Here is an 18,477-nt window from a genome sequence, read left to right as displayed (position 1 = left end):
CCGGGTGGTGGAGCCGTTCGCGGTGGGCGAGGTCATCCAGCAAGGTTTTCAGCACCGGAAGCTGATGGTCGTGGAAGCCGCCTTCGGGAATCCGGGTAAAGGGCGTGAAGACCCGCAGGTTCGGCTCGGGCTCGTCGAGCTGCCAATGGGCCGCTCGGCCGTCCTCGATCAACACGGGCTCTTCGATAAAGAGAATGCGGTGCCGTTTGGCCAAGCGGGACAGCAGATGCTGCGGCCGCTGCCAGACCCAAGTCCAGCGCAGGTGGGAAAATACGACAATCGTGAGTGCCTGTTCCATGAAACCTCCTTCCGTGCTGAGGCGTCCATTGTCTCGACCGGAAATCTCCGCGTGTCGAGACGACGCCCCGGTTATTTCTATGTAATTCTTTCCCTCGCCCCCACCCTAAGGAAGCTCTGAACAAGTCGATTCCGTTCATGGTTCGACAAGCTCACCACGAACGGAATCAATACGTTACCGTTCGTCCTGAGCCTGTCGAAGGACTTAATCAGAGCTTCCCTAACTCTCCCCGGCTCGGAGGAGAGGAATAAGTACGCCCACTTGGATGACTTACCCGACCCGAGTCCTTCCCTAAGTCCGGGGAAGGACTGAACGGCCCGGAGTAGGCCGGGATAAGCCCTTCGCCCCTTCGACAAGGCTCAGGACAGGCTTCGCTCAGGACAGGCTCCGCGTTCCCGGCAAACAGCGCCGGAGCCGATGGCCCGAACTCCTAATCCGGCGGCCGATATTTGCACTCCTCCTGGGCAAGCAGCCGTTGCGCTTCCTGCAGGTCGGCCAAATACGGTTCGTTAATCATGCGGCGCAGTACCCTGTTCTGATCCGGTTCAAGATCCCATAGTCCGCTGTTGTGCCAGTGATGGTCGTTGTCCCAGTCCGTCCGGTCGATGATCGGGTACAAGCAGATGCCTTCCAGCGGTACGCCCAATTGCAGGGCCTTGCAGGCTTCGGCAGCGATCTCTTTGATCCATTCGCCGCGCCCGACACCGACATGGCTGGTCTCGCCGATGATCATCGGCACCCGGTAACGTTCGTAGACTTCCTGCAGCAGGCAATGGAGCGGCAGCCGGCGCGGGTCCTTCAGATGCCAGAACAGCCGGTCGTTGGTCAGATACTCCCACTGATTGGAGTGGTAATAATTGACCGCGATGATATCGAGATACTTCGGGTCGCCGCCGAGATCCTCGTCCCGCGAGCCGCGCAGCATGTCCCAGGATTCGTACATCGAGTTCCGCGTGGCGCGAGCCGCCTCTTCCAAATCCGGGCGGCCGAGCGGGGCGATCACATGGATGATGGGGTCGACGTGCACGATGCGCGCCCTCGGGTCCACCTCCCACACCGCTTCGATGGCGGCAATCGCCGCCCGCACCAATTGGCGCTTGAGCTCGTTGTCGCGTCCCTTGCCGTGACTGGCATAGGGGTACATGGTCGAGCTGTGGCAGATGGCCCAGCAGATGAACGAGATTTCGTTGATCGGCGAATAGAACGGTTCGGCGTTGCTGTGGTCGGCGATAAAGCGGGCGGTTTCACCGACGAAACGCTCGAAGCGGTGCACGAACGCCGGCGAAAAGAGATCCAAATCATCGGGCCAGCCATAATGGCACAGCGTCCAGTTGATCTGGACGCCGTGCTCGTTGGCCGCGCGCAGCATGGGCAATAGCGATGAGAAGTCGAACTGTCCGCCGCGTTCGATGAGATGCCAGCGCACGCTCTCGCGCACCACCTGGATGCCCACGTCGCGCAGCATGGCATAGTCGCTGTCCACATGGATGTCGTGCTGCGTTGAAGCCACCATGTCCAGGCGTTTGCCCGTCGAGTTGATATGTGTAGCCCCCTCGAATCCTCCCATCCAGTAAGATTTGAAAAGCGACGGATTCGGGCCGTAGTCCGCGGTCATGAATTCCGAAACCGCTTCCTTAATGGATTTCGCCACGCCAGGCGCCGGTTTCGTGTCCTCGCGATTCCAGGAAGTCCCTGAAGTTCTCCAGGTCTTCTTCCACGTTGGACGAAACCATCCCGAGCATATCGCCGACCTTTTCCATCGTGGTTTCGGGTTGATATTCGATGTCCACGCTGACGCGGGTGCGGTCGCCGCTTACCGGTTCGAAGGTCACCACGCCGTGATTCTCCGGCCCGACCGTGGTGCGCCAGGCAATGCGATGGTCCGGCACCTGTTCAACGATTTCGGTATCCCATTCCTTGTGCTTGCCGCCGATCTCGGCGTGCCAGTGCAGATGGCTATCGTCGATCTGATGAACATCCACGATGTTTTCCATGAAATTCGGAAAGTCCTCGAATTGCGTCCACTGGTTGTAAGCAATCTTTACCGGCACGTTGACTTCGATGGATTTGTGCAGACTAGCCATTTCATACTCCTTGGATCTTGTCTATTCGAGTTTCGGAATGCGCCGATCAAATCGGCGCATGCGTTCGATGAGTCGTTACCGATCGGCGATCACAACGAGGCGATCTGTTACTTTCCGTTAACCGACCGATTTAAAAATTTGACACTGTCCGGGCACTGCGGTTCGCAAGGAATCGGTAAGGTCTCATGCGCACTGCGGCGCGTAAAAAGACGGCTGAAGAACATGGCGATCTTGTGAGCGGAATTTCTTGGGCAAATTTATCTCAACCCTTCGGCGGAGCCCGTTCAATGCCGTTTCGAAGGAGTCAAGACGAGTCGAAAGCCGGCGCTTTGTAGGGTTCGGCGATCAATCGCGCCGTACGAGCTTGAAGAAACGGCTGATTTCTCCGCTCTGCGTCCTATCCTGATAAAGAAAAGCCAGCTTTTGCTCTTCGAACTTGTCGAAAAAAGCCTCCCAGGATATCCGCTCCAGGGTATCGCCGCCTTCGGTGAACCGGATGCGCAAGATGCCGGCCTCGTCTTCCTTGCCGGCGGTACCTTTGACGGTCGCGGGCCAGCCATCCCGCTCTTCCACCCAGCGGCGAATCTCCTCGTGATTCGTCGTTTTTTTCGATTCGTGCGACATGTCAATACCTCCTGGCGATGGTCATCCGGTAGTGAATTCTCGTGGCTAGAGCATTTTTTAGTTCGGTGTAGGCTGTGCGCAGCATGTCCGCTACACCAAGAACCGCTCTAGCCGTAGCCGTGAATAATGCGGGGACGGGGATTGGCGCCGCCCCGTGCCCGGCGCACATGATTTTCCAATTCTATGGCTCGATGGGTCGAGGTGTGGGCCGCAAGCACCTTCGCACGCGCCCGTTCGCCGATACGGATCCGTTCGGCGTCGGATACCTCCTGGAGATAACGCAGAACGTCGTCCGTCCGCTCGGCCACCAGGATTTCCTCACCGATCTTGAAGAAGCTGTTGAGTCCTTGCCAGAAATCCGAAATGACCGGCGTGCCGCAGGCGGCGGCCTCGAACAGGCGTACGCTGGGCGAGTAACCGGCCCGGATCATGTCGCGGCGCGTGACGTTGAGCGTGAACCGCTGGGAGGTATAGAAGCGCCGGTGCGCGGCGGGCGGCAAATACTCGATGCGGCGAACGTTCTGGGGCCAGGCGATGGCTTCCGGGTACTGCGGCCCCGCAACGGCAAATCGGCCGTTTTCGTAGCGGCGCGCCGGTTTGAGCAGCAAGTTCTCGACCGTTGGCTGCCGATCCTCGCTGTAAGTACCCATATAGCCGAGGTCGTATTCGATTGCGCCGAAGTCGGAAGAATATAAATCCGGATCGGCCGAGCAGTAGAGCGGCTCGACCCGTTGCGCGTGGTACGAGCGCTTGAGCCAGGACAGGATCGGCCCGCCGGTGAACGATAGATAAAGACCGTACCGCGGGATCAGATCCGGGTGCAGATATTCGTAATCGCCGTGCACCAGCTTCGCCAGCGTGACCGGCGTATCGATGTCGTAGAAAGCCGTAAGGCCATGCGCCGTGTCGATGACCCACTGGCCGACCGCGGCGCCGTCCGGAACATACGAGCCGACGATGACCAGATCGGCCTGAGCCACATCTTCGGTGAACCGGTCTTTCAATTCATCGACATCGGCATAAAGGCAGGTCGTGCCGTAAGGCGGGTTGGGCAAGTCCCGGTTTTCCGCGTACCAGGGCGCGTCGCGCTCGAGAAACAGCACGGTATGGCCGCGCGCGTTCAGGCCGCGCACCAGCGCCCGATAGGTCGTGGCGTGGCCGTTGCCCCAGGATGAGGTGATTGAAAGTCCCAGAATGACGATGTTCAATGGCTCGGACATGGTCAAACTCCTGTTTGCGGTTGTAAGGAGGCATTACCCCGTTTGAGAAGAGACTTCCCTTCACTATTAGATTGCGGCGAATGCGTGTTGCTCAAAGCGCCGTCTCCCGCCAGCCCGTTAAGAATCCGATGGACCTGCGCCGCCCGGTGCGCATAGGTGTGTTCCGCAACCACCCGCCGCATGCCGGCGGCACCGATCGCACGGGCGCGTGCTTCGGAAATCGTTCGGAGATACCGGATGACATCGTCGCCCGTCCGGGCGACCAGGATCTCCCGGTCCGGTTCCAGAAACTGTTCGATGCCCTCCCAGGCATCCGTGACGATACATGCCCCGGCGCCCGCCGCCTCGAACACCCGGGTGGCGGGGGAATAGCCGAAGCGCGCCATGCTGCTGCGGTTGATGTTAAGGATCATGCGCGAACTGCAATTGAAGGCGTTGTGCTCCCGGGCGTACACGTGGCCGCGGTAGCGGAGGTTGGAAAGCGCCGGCGCGTTGCACTCCCACCCGCTTCCGCCGAGCAGGAAGCGGGCCTCGGGGAGATGCTTCGCGGGTTCGAAGAAGAATTCGTGCACCCGCGCTTCCCGGTCCGGCAGGCGGTTGCCGAGAAATGCCAGGTTTGCGGCCAACCGGGGATCTGGCGGTACCGGATAATGCGTCGCCGGGTCCAGAGCGTTGTAGACCGGCACGCAATCCCGTGCCCCCAGCGCCCGGTAAGCTTCCACGACGGGCGGACCGCCGCCGTAGGTCAGGATGATGTCGTAACGGGGAATCAGGGTGCGGAAGGGATCGTCCGGGTTCTGTTGAACCCGCTCCAAGGTGGCCGGAGCATCGACATCCCAAAAGATGACGGTTCGATTTGGGGCCTGAAGACTCAGCACCTCGCGTTCGAGCCATTCGTCGAATACGCCGACGCCGCTCGCCTTGACGAGAATATCCGCCTGCCGGGCGGCTTCGAGCGCCTTCGACACGCCCTGTTCGGTGGCGGGATAGACCACCGTGTCCGCCCAGGTCGGATTGGCGATATCGCGATGCTGCTGCCGTTCGAAGGCGTCCGGTTCGTAGAAGGTGGTGCGGTAGCCCAGCACGCTCAAGGCGCGAATCAGTCCGCGGTAGTAGGTGGCCGCGCCGTTCCAGTAGGACGAGACCAGGCTGGAGCCGAAAAACGCGACTTTGGAGCGGTGCGTCATAAAGACCTCTCTTCCATGAAAGCGGGCGCTTTCCTCGGTTTGTGTTCCATGGGACGGGACAGGCGCAGTTCGCGGCAGATGTCCAGCAACTCGTCGATGCGGTGAGCGCAGGTGTGCCGCCCGAGTATGGTGGCGCGGCCCTGGTTGGCCAAAGTTCGTGCGAATTTGCGATCGTGCAGAATCGCTCCGATGGCTTCCTTCATCTCATGGCGTGTGCGGGCGACCAGGAAATCCCTGCCCGGCGTAAACAATCCCTCGACATCGTCCCAGGGTGCGCTGACCAGAGGAATGCCGCAGGCCAGCGCTTCGAAGGGACGTATGGTCGGTATGCCCGGCAGCGCTTCGCAATAAGGCCGCCGCGGGACGTGTACCGTTACCTTGAAGCGGGCGAACATTCGTGGAACCTCATAATTCGGAAGCCATCCGCCGTACTCGATCCCGGCCTTGGACAAGGCTCCGAGCGCCGGTGCCGGGTAACGCACGCCGTAAATGCGCGCCCGCAGCTTAAGGGCATGCACCGGGTCGAGCAGAAATTCCTTGAGCTCCCGGGTGCGTTCGTCGTCGCCCCAGTTGCCTATCCAGACCACATCGCCTTCCTCGGGTTCGCGCATCATCGGCCGGAATACGCGGGTATCGGCGGCCTCATGCCAAGTCCAGGCTCTCGAGGTCCAGCCCCGATCCAAATAGATGTCGCGCAGTACGTTGCCGAACGCCAGTACGCCGTCGAAGTGTTCCAGATCGTATCGGGCTATGGATTTCGGGTCCGTTACGGCCCGATGATGCGTGTCGTGGAACAGCAATCGGTAATGAGTCGACCGGGCGCGATGGCGTCCGATCTGTCTTACCAGAGCGGGATCGTTCCACTCGTGCACGATGACCACATCCGCATTCGCCAGAACGGCGCCGATATCGATGTCGTTGATGTTGTAGAAGCGGCTGAGCAGTTGGGGGTAGGCTTCGAAGAATCCCATGAGCGAGTTGGGAAGCTGTTCGGCCCGAAGGTTGCGAAGACTCCAGCCGTCGGTCGGCTCGTAAACCTCGACGCAGTGGCCGCGTTGGAGCAGTTCGGTGGCGATGCCCCGCAAGAAATGGGCATTGCCGTGGTTCCAGTCGGAGATCAAGGAGTGATAAAAGAGGACGAATTTCATCTTAGTATTCCATTGTTATCGTTAGACATGACGAGCGGGTTCGCGGCGGCGCTGGTCTCATGACTTCGCGTAGCTGCGATCCCGGACTGAATCGCGTCATGCCGGCTGTCCCTGCCGGAAAGGCGAATTTATTGTTTTACCGACCTGGCGTTTAGCCATCCGATCATCCTTGATCAGTTCGAGATAGGCGTTCCAATAGGCGGCGGCCATCCGTTCCGGTGTGAACCGTGCCGCTCTGATTCGGGCCTTGGCCGCGTAATCGCGCCGCAGTTCAGGCTCGTCGATCAGCTTTTGAAGCGTCGAACGGAGCCTCTCGGCGTCGTTCGGCGGTACGAACAGGGCGGCGTCCTGCCAGATTTCCCGAAGGCTCCCGATGTCGCCGAGCACCAGCGCGCATCCTGCCAAAGCCGCTTCCAGGGCCGATAATCCGAACGGTTCATAGCGGGCGGGCAGGGCGTAGATGGATGCATGGGCGAACCAGTTCGCCAGTTGCTCTGGGGAAAGCCGATCCAGGCAATGGATATCCGGGAATTCGGACACGCCGCCGTCCGGATGCCGGGCTTCGCCGGCAATATAGACCGGCCATGGCAGCCGAGGGGCGATTCGGGCGAGGGCGGCGATGTTCTTGGCCGGGTCCCACAGGCGGCCGGCGGCCAGGACAAACGGCTTTTTGTTGCTCTCGGGCAGAACTCCGCGCCCGTTGGAGATAACACGGAATGGGGGGAGCGGACCGTACAGCCTTCGCAGTTCGGCGAGCATGGCTCCGGTCGGAGCCACCAGGCAATCCGCCGCCCGTAGCCCGTTGCTTACGACTCCCCGGTACCGGTCCAAACGGTTGGGTGCGGGCTCGCCGTACACCGCCTGCCACCAGGAGAGCACGCAGGAGTGCCCGACCATTAGCACCGGGGCCGGCCAGGGCAGGTTGCCGTGGGGGTAATCGTTCAAATGAACCAGCGACGGTTTGAAATCGTCCGCCAGCTTCAGCAGCCATTCGCCGGCGGCTTCGAGATCCGCCCAGGGATCGTCCATCCAAACCAGTTTGTAGCGGCTCTCGGCCACTTGGACATTGGACAGCGCCGCGACCTCGCGCCGCTGGTCGGCGGACAGCGGTGCTCCCATCGTGGCCAGCGTGATGTCCGCGCCGAAAGGCCCTAATCCTCGAGCCAGCTCCAGCGCGTACCGCCAGACGCCACCCACAGTGTCCGCCGTCATGAGAACTTTCATCGTCCGTAGATCCTGTCGAGTACGGCAGAGACGTCGATCAGACGCCGGGACTCGGGGGCGAAGCAGCTGTTTTCGCCGAGTCGCCGGATCCAGTCGATAAGCGCTCGGCCTCCCCAGGCATCGGGATAGGCGGCGACGACCTCACGCTGCGTGCCGTTGAAGCGTTCGACGACGAAGTCGTAAAACGAGCCGCCGACGTTTCGGAGCGCGGCCGCTCCCTTAGTGCCGTAGAAGGTGAAATCAATCACCGCGTCGCAGCCGGCCGACAGACGCCAAGAGCAGGCGATGCGCGCGACGGCGCCGCCGACGAAACCGATTTCCGCGATGGCGTAGTCTTCGACCTGAGCGGTGGGTTTCGCCAGGAGCTTTCCCTGGGCGTACAAACGGCTGCCGACGTCCTTGACGTCCGGAAAATCCAGCATCCACAGCGCCAGGTCGACGAGGTGGGTGCCCAAATCCATGACGCAGCCGCCCCCGGCCCGGTTTATGTCGTAGAACCAGGGTTTGTCCGGTCCGTAGGCGTTGTGGAAGGTCAGGTCCATGGCGTAGATCTCTCCCAGGTCGCCCCGACGGATGGCCTCCCGAATTTCAGGCATGCCGCGCACGTAGCGGTAGCTCAAATCCACACCGAGCAGTTTGTCCGCCCGGCGTGCCGCATCGACGACGGTTTGCGCTTCCTGCCGGGTCCGGGCCAGCGGTTTCTGGCAAAACACCGCGAGACCCCGTTCGAGAGCCGCTGTCGCCTGCCGGGCGTGGGCGGCGCTGGGCGTGGCGATGACCACCCCGTCGATAGGGCTTTCGAAGAGGTCCTCGGGGCGATCGCTCAGCATCGCTCCGGGCGCCAGGCGGGACGCTTCCAGCAAGGCTTCCGTCATCGGGTCCGCGATGGCCACGATTTCGGCGCAACCGTCATCCGCAACGGCCGCCATCCGGTTGCGGCCGATCCAGCCGACGCCGAGAAAACCCAGTCGCGGACGGATAGGCTGGGGTTGTGGGATGGCGTGTTGTATCGGGGTGGCGCTCATAGCACCACCACCGCTTTCAGGAAGCCCTCGGGACGGGACTGCATCAACTCGAAAGCCCGGGGTAATTCCGCGAGCTCGAAACGATGGGTGTAAAGCGGCGACGGATCGACACGCCCGGTGGCCGCGGCCAGGATCGCCGCGCGCAGGCCACCGACGTATTGCCGCGGATCGCGCTCGTGGGCGTTGATGACATCAAGACCGCGCCAGTTCCACATCTGCATGTTCACCTGGCGCTGGCCGTCTTGATGGTAGCCGGCGATCACCAGACGGCCCCGTATTCGGGTCAGTTCGGTGGCCAGATCCAGGGTGGACTGCTCGCCCGTGACTTCGATCACGCAATCGCAGCCGACGTCGCCGGTCAGCGCTTTGACTCGATCGATGGCGCCGCGGAAATCGCTGGTGGACAGGGTCTCGACCGCACCCTGGCGGCGGGCGACATCGAGCGCGTAAGGGCGGCGCGACAAAGCAATCACGCGGGCTCCGGCCTTGGCGGCCAAGTTGGTGAGCAGGGCGCCCAGAAAGCCGATACCCACGATAGCTACCGTATCCCCGGGCTTGATGCCGCTGCGCTGAAACACGTTCACCGCGCAGGCCAGCGGTTCGCCGGGGAAGAACTGGTTGTCGAGTACGGGGGGAAGAGGAATCGCGGCGCTGGCATCGACCAGATCGTATTCGGCGTAGGCGTGATAGGACAAAATCGCCACCCGGGTGCCTACGGCCGGATGCTCGACCTCGGCACCGACCGCCTCGACGCGGCCCCAGCCTTCGTGTCCGGGTGCGCCGGGCTGGAAAGGGTAGTCGAACCAGGGGCGTCCTTCCCAGACCGGGAGATTCGAACCGCATACGCCGCAGCCTTCCAGCTTTACGCGCACCTGCCGCGGTCCCGGGGCGGGTACCGAGATCGGCATCACTTGAATGTCTTGAGGTCCGGCGAAGACCGCCGCCATGCAGCGAACGGATGCGGTTGGTTCCAGAGGGGGGGCTTGTTCCGTAGCCGGTCTCACGCGTTTATCTCCTCCTTGTTGACTAGTCAGCCATCCGTGCTGACTTTTTCCGTTCCGGAAGCTCGAATCGGGTGCTTAAAGATCAGGTTTTTGTTCTGTTGACCGCTCCGCTATTTTGCATTTTTTGGCTTTGCCGAGGTTTCGTTCGTGCTTCCGACCGGCTTCAAAGTCGTTTGAACCGCGACGACGGCGCCGGTTCCGCTGCGACCATTGCCGGTTTGTACCGCGTCTGTTTGTCCGAGTACATTAGTAACCATTCGTATGTCGCCGCCACGCCATCCCGCACGGTAACCTCCGGTTGCCACCCGGCGGCACGGTTCAACTTGCGGGTGTCGGAGACGTAGTATTTCTGATCCCCGGTGCGCCACGGGGCGAATTCCAGCTCCGGCCGGCGGCCGTGCAGTTCCTCGATGAGGTCCACAAGCTCGATCAAACTGGTCGTTTTGGCCGGGCCGCCGCCGATGTTGAAGACCTGTCCCCGCAGCCGGTCGATGTTGTCTCCGGCCAGCCGCAAGGCTCTCACCAGATCTTCGACGAACAGCACGTCCCTGACCTGCAGGCCGTCGCCGTAAATGGTGATTGGCTGATCCTGCAAGGCCCGGATCAAAAAATGAGCCACCCAGCCTTGATCCTCGGTGCCGTGCTGGTGCGGCCCGTAGATGCAACTCATGCGGAACACGGCGGCGGGCAATTCGTAGATACGGGCATAGTCGAGGATGTATTGATCGGCTCCGCCTTTCGAGCAACCGTAAGGGCTGTGGAAATCCAGCGGGCGGTCTTCGCCGACGCCGTTTTTGGCGGTGGCCTCGTCGAGCGGCATATAGCGGTCGCCCCGGCGGTGCACGGCGAGATTGCCAAGATCGCCGTACACCTTGTTGGTCGAGGTGTAGACCAGTGGCGGCGGATTTCGGGTCGAGCGCAGGGCTTCGAGCACGTTGAAAGTACCGCGGAGGTTCACCTCGAAATCGGCGATCGGATTTTCAATGCTGGTGGTGACCGCCACCTGGGCGGCGAAATGGAATACTTGCCGCGCCCGGTGCACGGCACTCTGCACCGCGTGAAAATCCCGAATATCGGCGATTTCGACCTGGACCCGGTCGCCGTGGGTCGCGCAGAGCCAGTTGAGGTTGCGCTCGACACCGGGCCGCCACAGATTGTCGAAGATCAGCACCGGAATGCCGTCGTCGAGCAGACGATCCGCGAGATTGGTGCCGACGAACCCCGCTCCGCCGGTAATCAGCACTGGACGCGGATCGTCCTTGATCTGGCCTTGTTCCAGACGGGTTGACGGTTGGCGCTTGCCCTTCATAGCCGCAATCCCCGCTTCGAAAGCTCTTCGCTGGCCGCCTCGAACCGGTCGAATGCGGCCTGGGTTTGCAGCCATTCCACCAGTTCGGCCATGCCTTCTTCCAAACCGATGCGGGGTCGATAGCCGAGAATGTCTTGGGCCTCGCCGATATCGGCAAAGCAGTGGCGGATATCGCCGACCCGATAATTCCGGGTGATTACCGGCTGAATGTCTTCCTTGCCGAGCAAGCGTCCCATGTGTTCGGCGATCTCGCGCACCGTATAGTTGCGGCCGCTGCCGACATTGAACACCCGTCCGGCGGCCTCATCCCGTTCCAGCGAGAGCAGGCAGGCTTGAACCAAATCGCGGATATTCACGAAATCCCGTCTTTGTTCGCCATCCTCGAAGATCAATGGACTGTTGCCGTTCAGATAGCGGGAGGCGAAGATGGCGAGCACGCCGGTGTAGGGATTGGACAAGGCCTGCCGGGTGCCGTACACGTTGAAGAAACGCAGCGCGACCGTCGGGATGTTGTAGGCTTGGCCGACGAGCAGGCAAAGGCGTTCCTGATCGTATTTCGACAGGGCGTAGACCGAGGCTGGCGAGGTGATCTTCGATTCCGGCGTGGGCATGGGTTGCAGCGCTTCGCCCCGCTCGTCACGCAGCTCCCAATCGCCTCGTTGAAGCTGCGCCAGCGGCCGCTCCGGGGGGGCGCAGGTCCGGCCGTCCGAGGTGCGGTAAAGTCCCTCGCCGTAAACGCTCATGCTCGATGCGACAGTCAGCTTTTTCACCGGCTGTTCGATCAATCGTTGCAGCAGGACTGCGGTGCCGCGATTGTTGATGTCGGTATACCGCTCGATCTGGTACATGCTCTGCCCGACGCCGACGGCGGCGGCAAAGTGGAACACGGCGTCCACCTCGCGCAGCGCCTCGCGCACCGAACCGGCATCGCGCACGTCGCCATGCATGAACTCGACGGCTGGGTTCAGGTACTCCGGCGGCTGCCGGATATCCCCGTGCACCTGCTCGTTGAGGGTGTCGAGCACCCGCACCCGATAGCCCCGCTCGATCAACCCATCGGCAAGATGCGAGCCGATGAACCCCGCGCCTCCGGTAATCAAAATCCTTTCCATGGTCACTCCTGTCGATCCATCGTTTCGGATATGCCCCCGGTTCGGGGGAGAACAAACTGCGTGGAGCCGTTTTCGGTAGATTCCGTGCCGGAAACGCCGCGCTTATCCCGGCCTACACGTCTTTGTAGGCCGGGATAAGGCGTAGCCATTCCCGGCATTTGGGGCTAGCAATCAACTTCCGGTCATGGCTTTGGATGACGTATTTCCCTTCGTCATCAGGACATCCTCGAAGTAGTCTATGGTGCGTTTGAGGCCCTCGGAGAGAGACGTGGATGGTGTCCAGCCGAGCTTTTCCCTGGCATGGCTGATGTCCGGGCAGCGCCGGACCGGATCGTCTACCGGCAGCGGCCGAAAGGTGATTCTCGACCGCGAGCCGGTCAGATCGATGATCGTGTCGGCCAGCTCGAGCATGGTGATTTCGGCCGGATTGCCTAGATTGAAAGGGCCCGACACATCGTCGGACGTTGCCATGAGGCGTTGCATTGCCTCGATCAAATCGTCGACATAGCAGAAGGAACGCGTCTGATTGCCGTCGCCGTAGATGGTCAGCGGACGGTTCTTCAGCGCCTGGCCGATCAGGTTCGGAACCACGCGGCCGTCGTTGAGCCGCATATAGGGCCCGTAAGTATTGAAGATACGCCCGACTTTCACGCGTACCTTGTGCTGGCGGAAATAATTGAGGAACAAGGTCTCGGCGCAGCGCTTGCCTTCGTCGTAGCACGCCCGCGGGCCCACGGGATTGACGGAGCCGCGATATCCTTCGTGCTGCGGATGGGTTTCGGGATCACCATACACTTCGCTGGTCGATGCCTGGAAAATCTTGGCATCCGAGTAACGGGCGATTTCCAGGAGATTGAGCGAGCCTTGCACGCAGGTCTTCAGGGTGTGGACCGGATCGGCCTGATAGTGAACCGGCGAAGCGGAGCAGGCGAGGTTGTAGATTTCATCCACGTCTTCGACGAGCAACGGCAAGGTGATGTCTTGGCGGATGATGTCCAAAGTGCCCAACTCCATGAGCCCGAGGAGGGTCTCCTTGCCTCCGGTTCGGAAATTGTCGACACATGTGACCGCGTGACCTTTTATTAGTAACCAGCGGCAGAGGTTCGTCCCGAGAAATCCGGCTCCGCCGGTTACGACGATGTGTTTCCGTCCACTACCTGTCATATCCATGACCTCCGCTTTGAGAGTGCATCCTTGACGTTCTTAAACGAATGACAATACCAGTGAGTTACCCGGCCGCGCGTATCGGAAACCAAACCGTAGGTTTCAAATCAGATTTTATTGACAATGCTCGTGGCCTGAACGGCAAGACCGATTCCTTTCAGCAATCAGACAAACCTGCCGAAGCAGCAGCTTAAGGGCGTCATAAGGAGGAGTCGCGTTCCATGCGGTTTGTGCGTGTCATGAATGTGCGACCGAGAGGTTACACATGACCCTTCCCTGCCAAGAGCCTAAAACTATCCATGTCGCGGTGTATTACCGGCTACTGATATTTTGGTCCATGGGTTTTGTCAAAAGTTCAACAGGATCTAAGAAGCTGTCTCCAAACGTCACGAGCGATGTCAGGACAAGGCGCGGAAGGGTGACCCGGCGCGCGGGATACGCGAAGGGAACAGCCGCCGGCTGGCCCACAGGGCGAGCCCCAGGGATGGGGCGAGTAAAAACCGGCGTGTACCGAGGCGTACATGACCATTTCTCCAGGAGAGAAATGGGACCGCGGCAGCGCGCCCGTCAGGGTGACAAATCGGCAGGATGGCCGATTTGCACGGCGCGGCCGCCCGCAAGGGCGAACCACAGGGAGGTGGTGAGTGAAAAGCAGGGATGCTTTTCATCAGCATTTTGAGCCCTTGAGCAACGCCGGCATGGCGGCGCGCAGTAGTTTGAAGACAGCTTCTAAGAAAAGATCCGTTTTCGCCCTCCAGGCCTGGCTCCAAGGGCCCGTTGCGGTGGAAGTACTGGCACAACGGCTTCGCTCTTCGATATGATGCGAGCGCACGCATGCGCAAATCCCGCTAAAGCTTACCCCTTTCTCTACACAATACCCACGTGGCAACTTCAGATAACAAGAGTCTTATCGATCTCGGCCTGCGCCGAGTCGATGCAATGCTTTCGGAACAGCTTCAGATCGAGACTGCCGACTTCGAAGGAAAAATTAAAGAAGCGGGCCGTCGCCTACCGGAAGACATCACTGAGTGTTTGACGGAGCTTAAAACCCTTAGGCAACAACTGTTGAAAGATCATTCCGGCGCCCCGGAGCCTATGGCCGATTTCATTTTCCAATGCGGTCGGGCCTACGAACGACTTAATTCTTTTCGACAGAATCAGATTGCCTCGGAGGCTCTTGCCGTAGGCCCTGATGGTATTGCCCCGGAGCCCTTGGAACAGCAACAAATCGATGCGCTCGAAAGACTGATTAAAGCGCGGGATCGAATTTTCCGGAGAGTGGCGGACTTTACCCTCAAAAGCCTGCTCGTCCTTTTCGGACTGTTCGTGATCGCGTTCCTTATCGGCTTGATTTGACGGCCAAGCTGCCGCGATGAAAGCTCGTCATGACGCCGGAACGGAATGCCGTCCGACGGGTGCTCCGGTACTTGGCGTTACCCTTATCGCCGTTTCCGGGAGAAATGCAGTTGGATGGGCGGCATTCCGTGCCTAAAGTAACCCGTTGCGTAAGGCCCGTACGAGAACGGATATCCTCCGAAAGTTGAATAACCGTAGGGAATGAAGCTTCTGAGGGGATAAGTTCGTGAGGGGAAATAGACCGACTGAGGATCGTATTGCTGGCAGTATTCAGCGGCCTGAGCTTCCACTTGCGCCGTGCGCGCCGATTGCCATGCCGCCAACGCCTCCAGCTCGCGGACTCGCACCAACCGCTCTTCACGTGCTTCCGCCGCTTCCCGAGCCTCCTCCATAGCTCGCTGTTCTTTCCACTTCTCCAATCGCGCGATTGCCTCGGGGTCGGGTTTGGTGACCTTGACTTGTATCCGGCGGCAACTGTCTGAAACCGGCTCATCGGTGTATAAAAGTCCATCGCCGGTTCGGCACTTGTAGATTCCCTCCGCTTGGACGGGTTGAACCCAAAAGGCCGCGGCACTCACGACAGAGCACAGCAAAAGGCACTCAATGCGATGAAGTATTTGCCTTATGATGCTCGGCGCTGTGGCGCCGGCATTTTCCTCCGCTGTCCCTGAATCGCCAAAGACACGCTCGGTGAACATACCCGCAATCTCCATACACTTCGGAACAACCCCGAACCATTAGACCGGGGGCATGCCCGTTCCGTTCTTTCGATCCCATGCGAATCGGTCCGAACGAGAAACAATCCTTGGAAACCCTATCCGGTTCGATGGCCGGACCCACGGGCGTTTGGGTTATTTGTCCTGCACCCCATGACGAACTACATTAATGATTTTCCCTTATGTAGAAGATCAGAACATGAGCGGTGAAAATTGCGCCGACTTCGACGACTACACGGTACTGAACGTTCAACTCAATCCCGAACAAGGCCGGCAAGAATTCAAAGCGGACTACAGATTCACCGATCACTATTCTTTGTGCGGCACGGTGGGTTCCGGTGGCGTGGGGCGGGTGCTGCTCGGCTTCGACGAGCGCATCGGCCGCCAAGTAGCCATCAAGGAAATGCTCGCGCCGAACGAAGCCATCGACTCCACCATCAAGCGCCGTTTTCTGCGCGAGGCCCAAATAACCGGGCGCCTGGAGCATCCGGGCATCGTCCCGGTCTACGATATGGGAACCACATCCCGAGGCTCCCCCTATTACGTGATGCGCCTCGTGCGCGGGCAGACCATGGCCGAGGCGCTTTCCGCCTGCAACTCGGAGCAGCCCGAGCAGGCTCTCGCAAAGCGCTTGCAATTGCTCGACCGGCTTATCGATGTCTGCGAAGCCATGGCCTACGCGCACTCCAAAGGAGTGGTGCATCGGGATCTCAAGCCGAGCAACATCGTATTGGGCCAGTTCGGCGAAACCATCATCCTGGACTGGGGCATAGCCAAGATCGGCACCGAAGCCGACGTATTTCGCAAGGCTGTACCCGAAACTTCCACCGAAGCCGATTCCGAGGGGCTCACTCAAGTCGGAGAAATTCTCGGAACGCCCGCCTACATGGCGCCCGAACAGGTGGACCATCGCTATGGTGAGGTGGACGCCAAGACCGACGTATTCGCGCTCGGCTGCATCCTCTATCACATTTTGGTCGGGAGGGCGCCTCTAAAAGGCAGCCTCTCGTCCATCGTCGAACGGCTCAAATCCCGAGCACCGATGCCCTCCTCTCGCGAAGGCCCGGTTCCCGCGCCGGCCGAACTTACCGCCATCTGCGACAAGGCTCTGGCGAAAGATAAACTCCGACGTTTCCGCGACGCAACCGAACTGACCGATGAGCTGCGGGCCTTCCGCGACGGTCGCCTGGTGCACACTTACGCCTATTCGCGCGGCGAATTGATGCGCCGCTTCGTAGCCCGCAACAAGACAGCACTCGCCGCTGGTCTCGCGGTCATGGTGGCCATTGTGATCGGGGCGGGGCTCGCGGTCGATTTCGCCATGGATGCCCGGAAAGCGCGGGAAATCGCGGTCGCCGAGAGCGATCAGGCAATCCAGGCCCGTCATCGGGCGGAGACGGCTCTGGCCGATGTGACGCGCATTTCCAACGACAACCTGACCGCCGCCGATCAAATCGCGGAAGACATATTGAATGCCATAGGTGCGGTACGCGACGGCATGGAAGAGCTTGCGGGCACCGTGCGCGCCGTAGGCGACCGAAAAGCCATGACGCCGCTGCTGACATCCCTGTTAACCCGGTATCCCGGTGCCGAACTTTTCGCCGCCACGCTCGCCCCCGGGAAAATCACCGCCGTGGCCCCGGCGAAATACGCTCAGGCCATCGGCGCGGACACTTCGCAGTTCGAACACAACCGCCTAGTGATGGAACTGGCCGAACCCGTACTGAGCCGCGTCTACGAAGCGCCGGAGGATTTCGACGCCGTGACCCTCGTGGTGCCCGTCAAGCGCGGCAAAAATATACCGGGCTTCCTGTCCGCCCGTTTCAAGGCCGCCGAGTTCCTGGGACGATTGTTGCCCGCGGGGCTCCAGACCCGGGAGAGGGCCGTGTGGATCATTCAGGACGACGGGTTCATCCTTTACGACACCGATACGGCCGAAATCGGGGAAAACCTGTTCCGCGAAGAACGCTTCAACGAAATTCCGGAACTGCGGCAACTCGCCAAACAGATTGCCGACCAGGAAGCCGGTGTCGGCTACTACCACAGCTCGAACCATGCGAATGGCCCGGCATCCCATCGCATCGCCTCCTGGCAGACTATTCGGCCGACCGAGAACCGCCAATGGAAGGTCGTGGTATTGGAGCAGTGGGGGTGAACCTCTCGAAAAAGCTTACGCCCAGGCATCCAACACCGGAACTCACGGCTTAATCTCCACATAATACGGCTGAAACCCCCAACAGCCGTCCCGGCTCTTCGCCTTGACCGAAATCCGAACCCTGCCCGGCTCAGTGATCGGCTGCGACAGGACGGCTTTGACTTGCCAATCGCCGTTTCTCCGACGATCGAGCGCGGGCTGAATCGCCTGGCCATCGATTTGGACCGTTAGTGTGCCGCTGTCGGTATTGTCGGACGCGATGAACGCGAATTCGGCCAGGGCGGGGACGGAACCGCTCGGCTTCGGATCGAAGAATTTCGGTTCGGCGCAGCCGCTGCTTCCTCCGCCGCCACCGCCATACGCCCATGCGCTTCCGCTGAGAATGCAGGCCATCAGAACCGTTCCCTTAGCTAAGCTGTGCATACTGCCTCCCGGGCATACTGAAGTCGGAATAATCTACTCTTCGACTGAAACAGATCGGTCGGGCCACCGTCAAGCATTTGCCCGCCGGCGTCCTCAAGATAAGGGCTTTTCGGGCGCATTCATTACCATCTTATGATCAGCCACCTGCCGCGAATCCAAGAAGTCGCGCATCGCCAGCGCCACGGTGCGGATAAACTCCTCCTTATGCGGGTAATGCTCAATCTGCTCCCGGACCCACTCGTCCAGCGCGACTTCCAACGTCGATTCCTGAAATATCCAAACCTTGCTCATTGACTTCGATTCTTGTGGATAGGCGTCCTGAAAGGACGGTCAGTACATCGATGCCTCTTCGGTCTTCGGCCATTTCCGCGTGAGGAACTCGTATAGACCCCTCTACGGTGTTGGCTTGAAAAACAGATGAAGATCAT

Annotated in this window: 18 protein-coding genes; 2 read left to right on the top strand and 16 right to left on the bottom strand. The window is 60.4% G+C overall.

Features of this window, described 5'->3' with window-relative positions:
• The 13 genes from VEB01_RS00450 to VEB01_RS00390 form a co-directional block, all read right to left on the bottom strand.
• A partial coding sequence (locus tag VEB01_RS00450) for a hypothetical protein (RefSeq protein WP_324872135.1) occupies positions 1–298 on the bottom strand: 298 nt, incomplete at its 3' end.
• A gap of 430 nt (positions 299–728) precedes the next feature.
• Positions 729–1,949, bottom strand: a complete 1,221-nt coding sequence (locus VEB01_RS00445) for a hypothetical protein (RefSeq protein WP_324872134.1) — start codon at positions 1,947–1,949, stop codon at positions 729–731.
• Positions 1,933–2,382 carry an SRPBCC family protein gene (locus VEB01_RS00440; RefSeq protein ID WP_324872133.1) on the bottom strand — a complete coding sequence of 150 codons (450 nt, stop codon included), beginning with the start codon at positions 2,380–2,382 and terminating at the stop codon, positions 1,933–1,935. The genes VEB01_RS00445 and VEB01_RS00440 overlap by 17 nt, the downstream gene beginning before the upstream one ends.
• Positions 2,383–2,727: 345 nt before the next feature.
• Positions 2,728–3,006: a hypothetical protein gene (locus VEB01_RS00435; RefSeq protein ID WP_324872132.1), complete on the bottom strand. Its 279-nt coding sequence runs from the start codon at positions 3,004–3,006 to the stop codon at positions 2,728–2,730.
• Positions 3,007–3,113: 107 nt separating this feature from the next.
• Positions 3,114–4,226 (bottom strand): CgeB family protein, encoded by a 1,113-nt coding sequence (locus VEB01_RS00430; protein ID WP_324872131.1) that lies wholly within the window; start codon positions 4,224–4,226, stop codon positions 3,114–3,116.
• Positions 4,227–4,228: 2 nt separating this feature from the next.
• Positions 4,229–5,413, bottom strand: a complete 1,185-nt coding sequence (locus tag VEB01_RS00425) for a CgeB family protein (RefSeq protein WP_324872130.1) — start codon at positions 5,411–5,413, stop codon at positions 4,229–4,231.
• Complete coding sequence (locus VEB01_RS00420) at positions 5,410–6,561, bottom strand: CgeB family protein (RefSeq protein WP_324872129.1); 1,152 nt, start codon at positions 6,559–6,561, stop codon at positions 5,410–5,412. Before VEB01_RS00420 ends, VEB01_RS00425 begins: the two co-directional genes overlap by 4 nt.
• A gap of 96 nt (positions 6,562–6,657) precedes the next feature.
• A complete protein-coding gene (locus VEB01_RS00415) occupies positions 6,658–7,785 on the bottom strand; it encodes a glycosyltransferase family 4 protein (protein WP_324872128.1) in 1,128 nt (375 codons plus the stop codon).
• On the bottom strand, positions 7,782–8,810 hold the full coding sequence (locus tag VEB01_RS00410; RefSeq protein ID WP_324872127.1) for a Gfo/Idh/MocA family protein: 1,029 nt from the start codon (positions 8,808–8,810) through the stop codon (positions 7,782–7,784). The genes VEB01_RS00415 and VEB01_RS00410 overlap by 4 nt, the downstream gene beginning before the upstream one ends.
• Positions 8,807–9,814: an MDR/zinc-dependent alcohol dehydrogenase-like family protein gene (locus tag VEB01_RS00405; protein ID WP_324872126.1), complete on the bottom strand. Its 1,008-nt coding sequence runs from the start codon at positions 9,812–9,814 to the stop codon at positions 8,807–8,809. The genes VEB01_RS00410 and VEB01_RS00405 overlap by 4 nt, the downstream gene beginning before the upstream one ends.
• A 163-nt stretch (positions 9,815–9,977) precedes the next feature.
• Positions 9,978–11,123 (bottom strand): NAD-dependent epimerase/dehydratase family protein, encoded by a 1,146-nt coding sequence (locus VEB01_RS00400; RefSeq protein WP_324872125.1) that lies wholly within the window; start codon positions 11,121–11,123, stop codon positions 9,978–9,980.
• Positions 11,120–12,235, bottom strand: a complete 1,116-nt coding sequence (locus VEB01_RS00395) for an SDR family NAD(P)-dependent oxidoreductase (RefSeq protein WP_324872124.1) — start codon at positions 12,233–12,235, stop codon at positions 11,120–11,122. Before VEB01_RS00395 ends, VEB01_RS00400 begins: the two co-directional genes overlap by 4 nt.
• Positions 12,236–12,406: 171 nt before the next feature.
• Complete coding sequence (locus VEB01_RS00390) at positions 12,407–13,399, bottom strand: UDP-glucuronic acid decarboxylase family protein (protein ID WP_324872123.1); 993 nt, start codon at positions 13,397–13,399, stop codon at positions 12,407–12,409.
• Positions 13,400–14,281: 882 nt separating this feature from the next.
• Between VEB01_RS00390 and VEB01_RS00385 the strand changes: the two genes are divergently transcribed.
• Positions 14,282–14,755 (top strand): hypothetical protein, encoded by a 474-nt coding sequence (locus VEB01_RS00385; RefSeq protein ID WP_324872122.1) that lies wholly within the window; start codon positions 14,282–14,284, stop codon positions 14,753–14,755.
• Positions 14,756–14,838: 83 nt separating this feature from the next.
• Here VEB01_RS00385 and VEB01_RS00380 read toward each other — a convergent pair whose 3' ends face one another.
• Positions 14,839–15,453, bottom strand: a complete 615-nt coding sequence (locus VEB01_RS00380) for a hypothetical protein (protein WP_324872121.1) — start codon at positions 15,451–15,453, stop codon at positions 14,839–14,841.
• 217 nt (positions 15,454–15,670) lie between these two features.
• Here VEB01_RS00380 and VEB01_RS00375 point away from each other — a divergent pair, with 217 nt between their 5' ends.
• Entirely contained in the window at positions 15,671–17,626 is a 1,956-nt protein-coding gene (locus VEB01_RS00375) for a serine/threonine protein kinase (protein WP_324872120.1), read from the top strand.
• Positions 17,627–17,668: 42 nt separating this feature from the next.
• On the opposite strand, the gene VEB01_RS00370 is transcribed toward VEB01_RS00375, so the two are convergent.
• Complete coding sequence (locus VEB01_RS00370; RefSeq protein WP_324872119.1) at positions 17,669–18,049, bottom strand: hypothetical protein; 381 nt, start codon at positions 18,047–18,049, stop codon at positions 17,669–17,671.
• A 93-nt stretch (positions 18,050–18,142) separates the two neighbouring features.
• Entirely contained in the window at positions 18,143–18,340 is a 198-nt protein-coding gene (locus VEB01_RS00365) for a hypothetical protein (RefSeq protein ID WP_324872118.1), read from the bottom strand.
• Positions 18,341–18,477 lie beyond the last annotated feature (137 nt).

Origin of the sequence: Methylocaldum sp. (assembly GCF_035627495.1) — a bacterium.
Lineage (GTDB): Bacteria > Pseudomonadota > Gammaproteobacteria > Methylococcales > Methylococcaceae > Methylocaldum.
This window is presented reverse-complemented; position numbering and strand designations above follow the sequence as displayed.

Bases quoted from the DNA above. Each gene is read 5' to 3' on its own strand.
- VEB01_RS00415 (WP_324872128.1), bottom strand. From the start codon at position 7,785: ATGAAAGTTCTCATGACGGCGGACACTGTGGGTGGCGTCTGGCGGTAC.
- VEB01_RS00365 (WP_324872118.1), bottom strand. From the start codon at position 18,340: ATGAGCAAGGTTTGGATATTTCAGGAATCGACGTTGGAAGTCGCGCTG.
- VEB01_RS00440 (WP_324872133.1), bottom strand. From the start codon at position 2,382: ATGGCTAGTCTGCACAAATCCATCGAAGTCAACGTGCCGGTAAAGATT.
- VEB01_RS00430 (WP_324872131.1), bottom strand. From the start codon at position 4,226: ATGTCCGAGCCATTGAACATCGTCATTCTGGGACTTTCAATCACCTCA.
- VEB01_RS00395 (WP_324872124.1), bottom strand. From the start codon at position 12,235: ATGGAAAGGATTTTGATTACCGGAGGCGCGGGGTTCATCGGCTCGCAT.
- VEB01_RS00370 (WP_324872119.1), bottom strand. From the start codon at position 18,049: ATGCACAGCTTAGCTAAGGGAACGGTTCTGATGGCCTGCATTCTCAGC.
- VEB01_RS00425 (WP_324872130.1), bottom strand. From the start codon at position 5,413: ATGACGCACCGCTCCAAAGTCGCGTTTTTCGGCTCCAGCCTGGTCTCG.
- VEB01_RS00435 (WP_324872132.1), bottom strand. From the start codon at position 3,006: ATGTCGCACGAATCGAAAAAAACGACGAATCACGAGGAGATTCGCCGC.
- VEB01_RS00400 (WP_324872125.1), bottom strand. From the start codon at position 11,123: ATGAAGGGCAAGCGCCAACCGTCAACCCGTCTGGAACAAGGCCAGATC.
- VEB01_RS00375 (WP_324872120.1), top strand. From the start codon at position 15,671: ATGAGCGGTGAAAATTGCGCCGACTTCGACGACTACACGGTACTGAAC.
- VEB01_RS00390 (WP_324872123.1), bottom strand. From the start codon at position 13,399: ATGACAGGTAGTGGACGGAAACACATCGTCGTAACCGGCGGAGCCGGA.
- VEB01_RS00410 (WP_324872127.1), bottom strand. From the start codon at position 8,810: ATGAGCGCCACCCCGATACAACACGCCATCCCACAACCCCAGCCTATC.
- VEB01_RS00380 (WP_324872121.1), bottom strand. From the start codon at position 15,453: ATGTTCACCGAGCGTGTCTTTGGCGATTCAGGGACAGCGGAGGAAAAT.
- VEB01_RS00420 (WP_324872129.1), bottom strand. From the start codon at position 6,561: ATGAAATTCGTCCTCTTTTATCACTCCTTGATCTCCGACTGGAACCAC.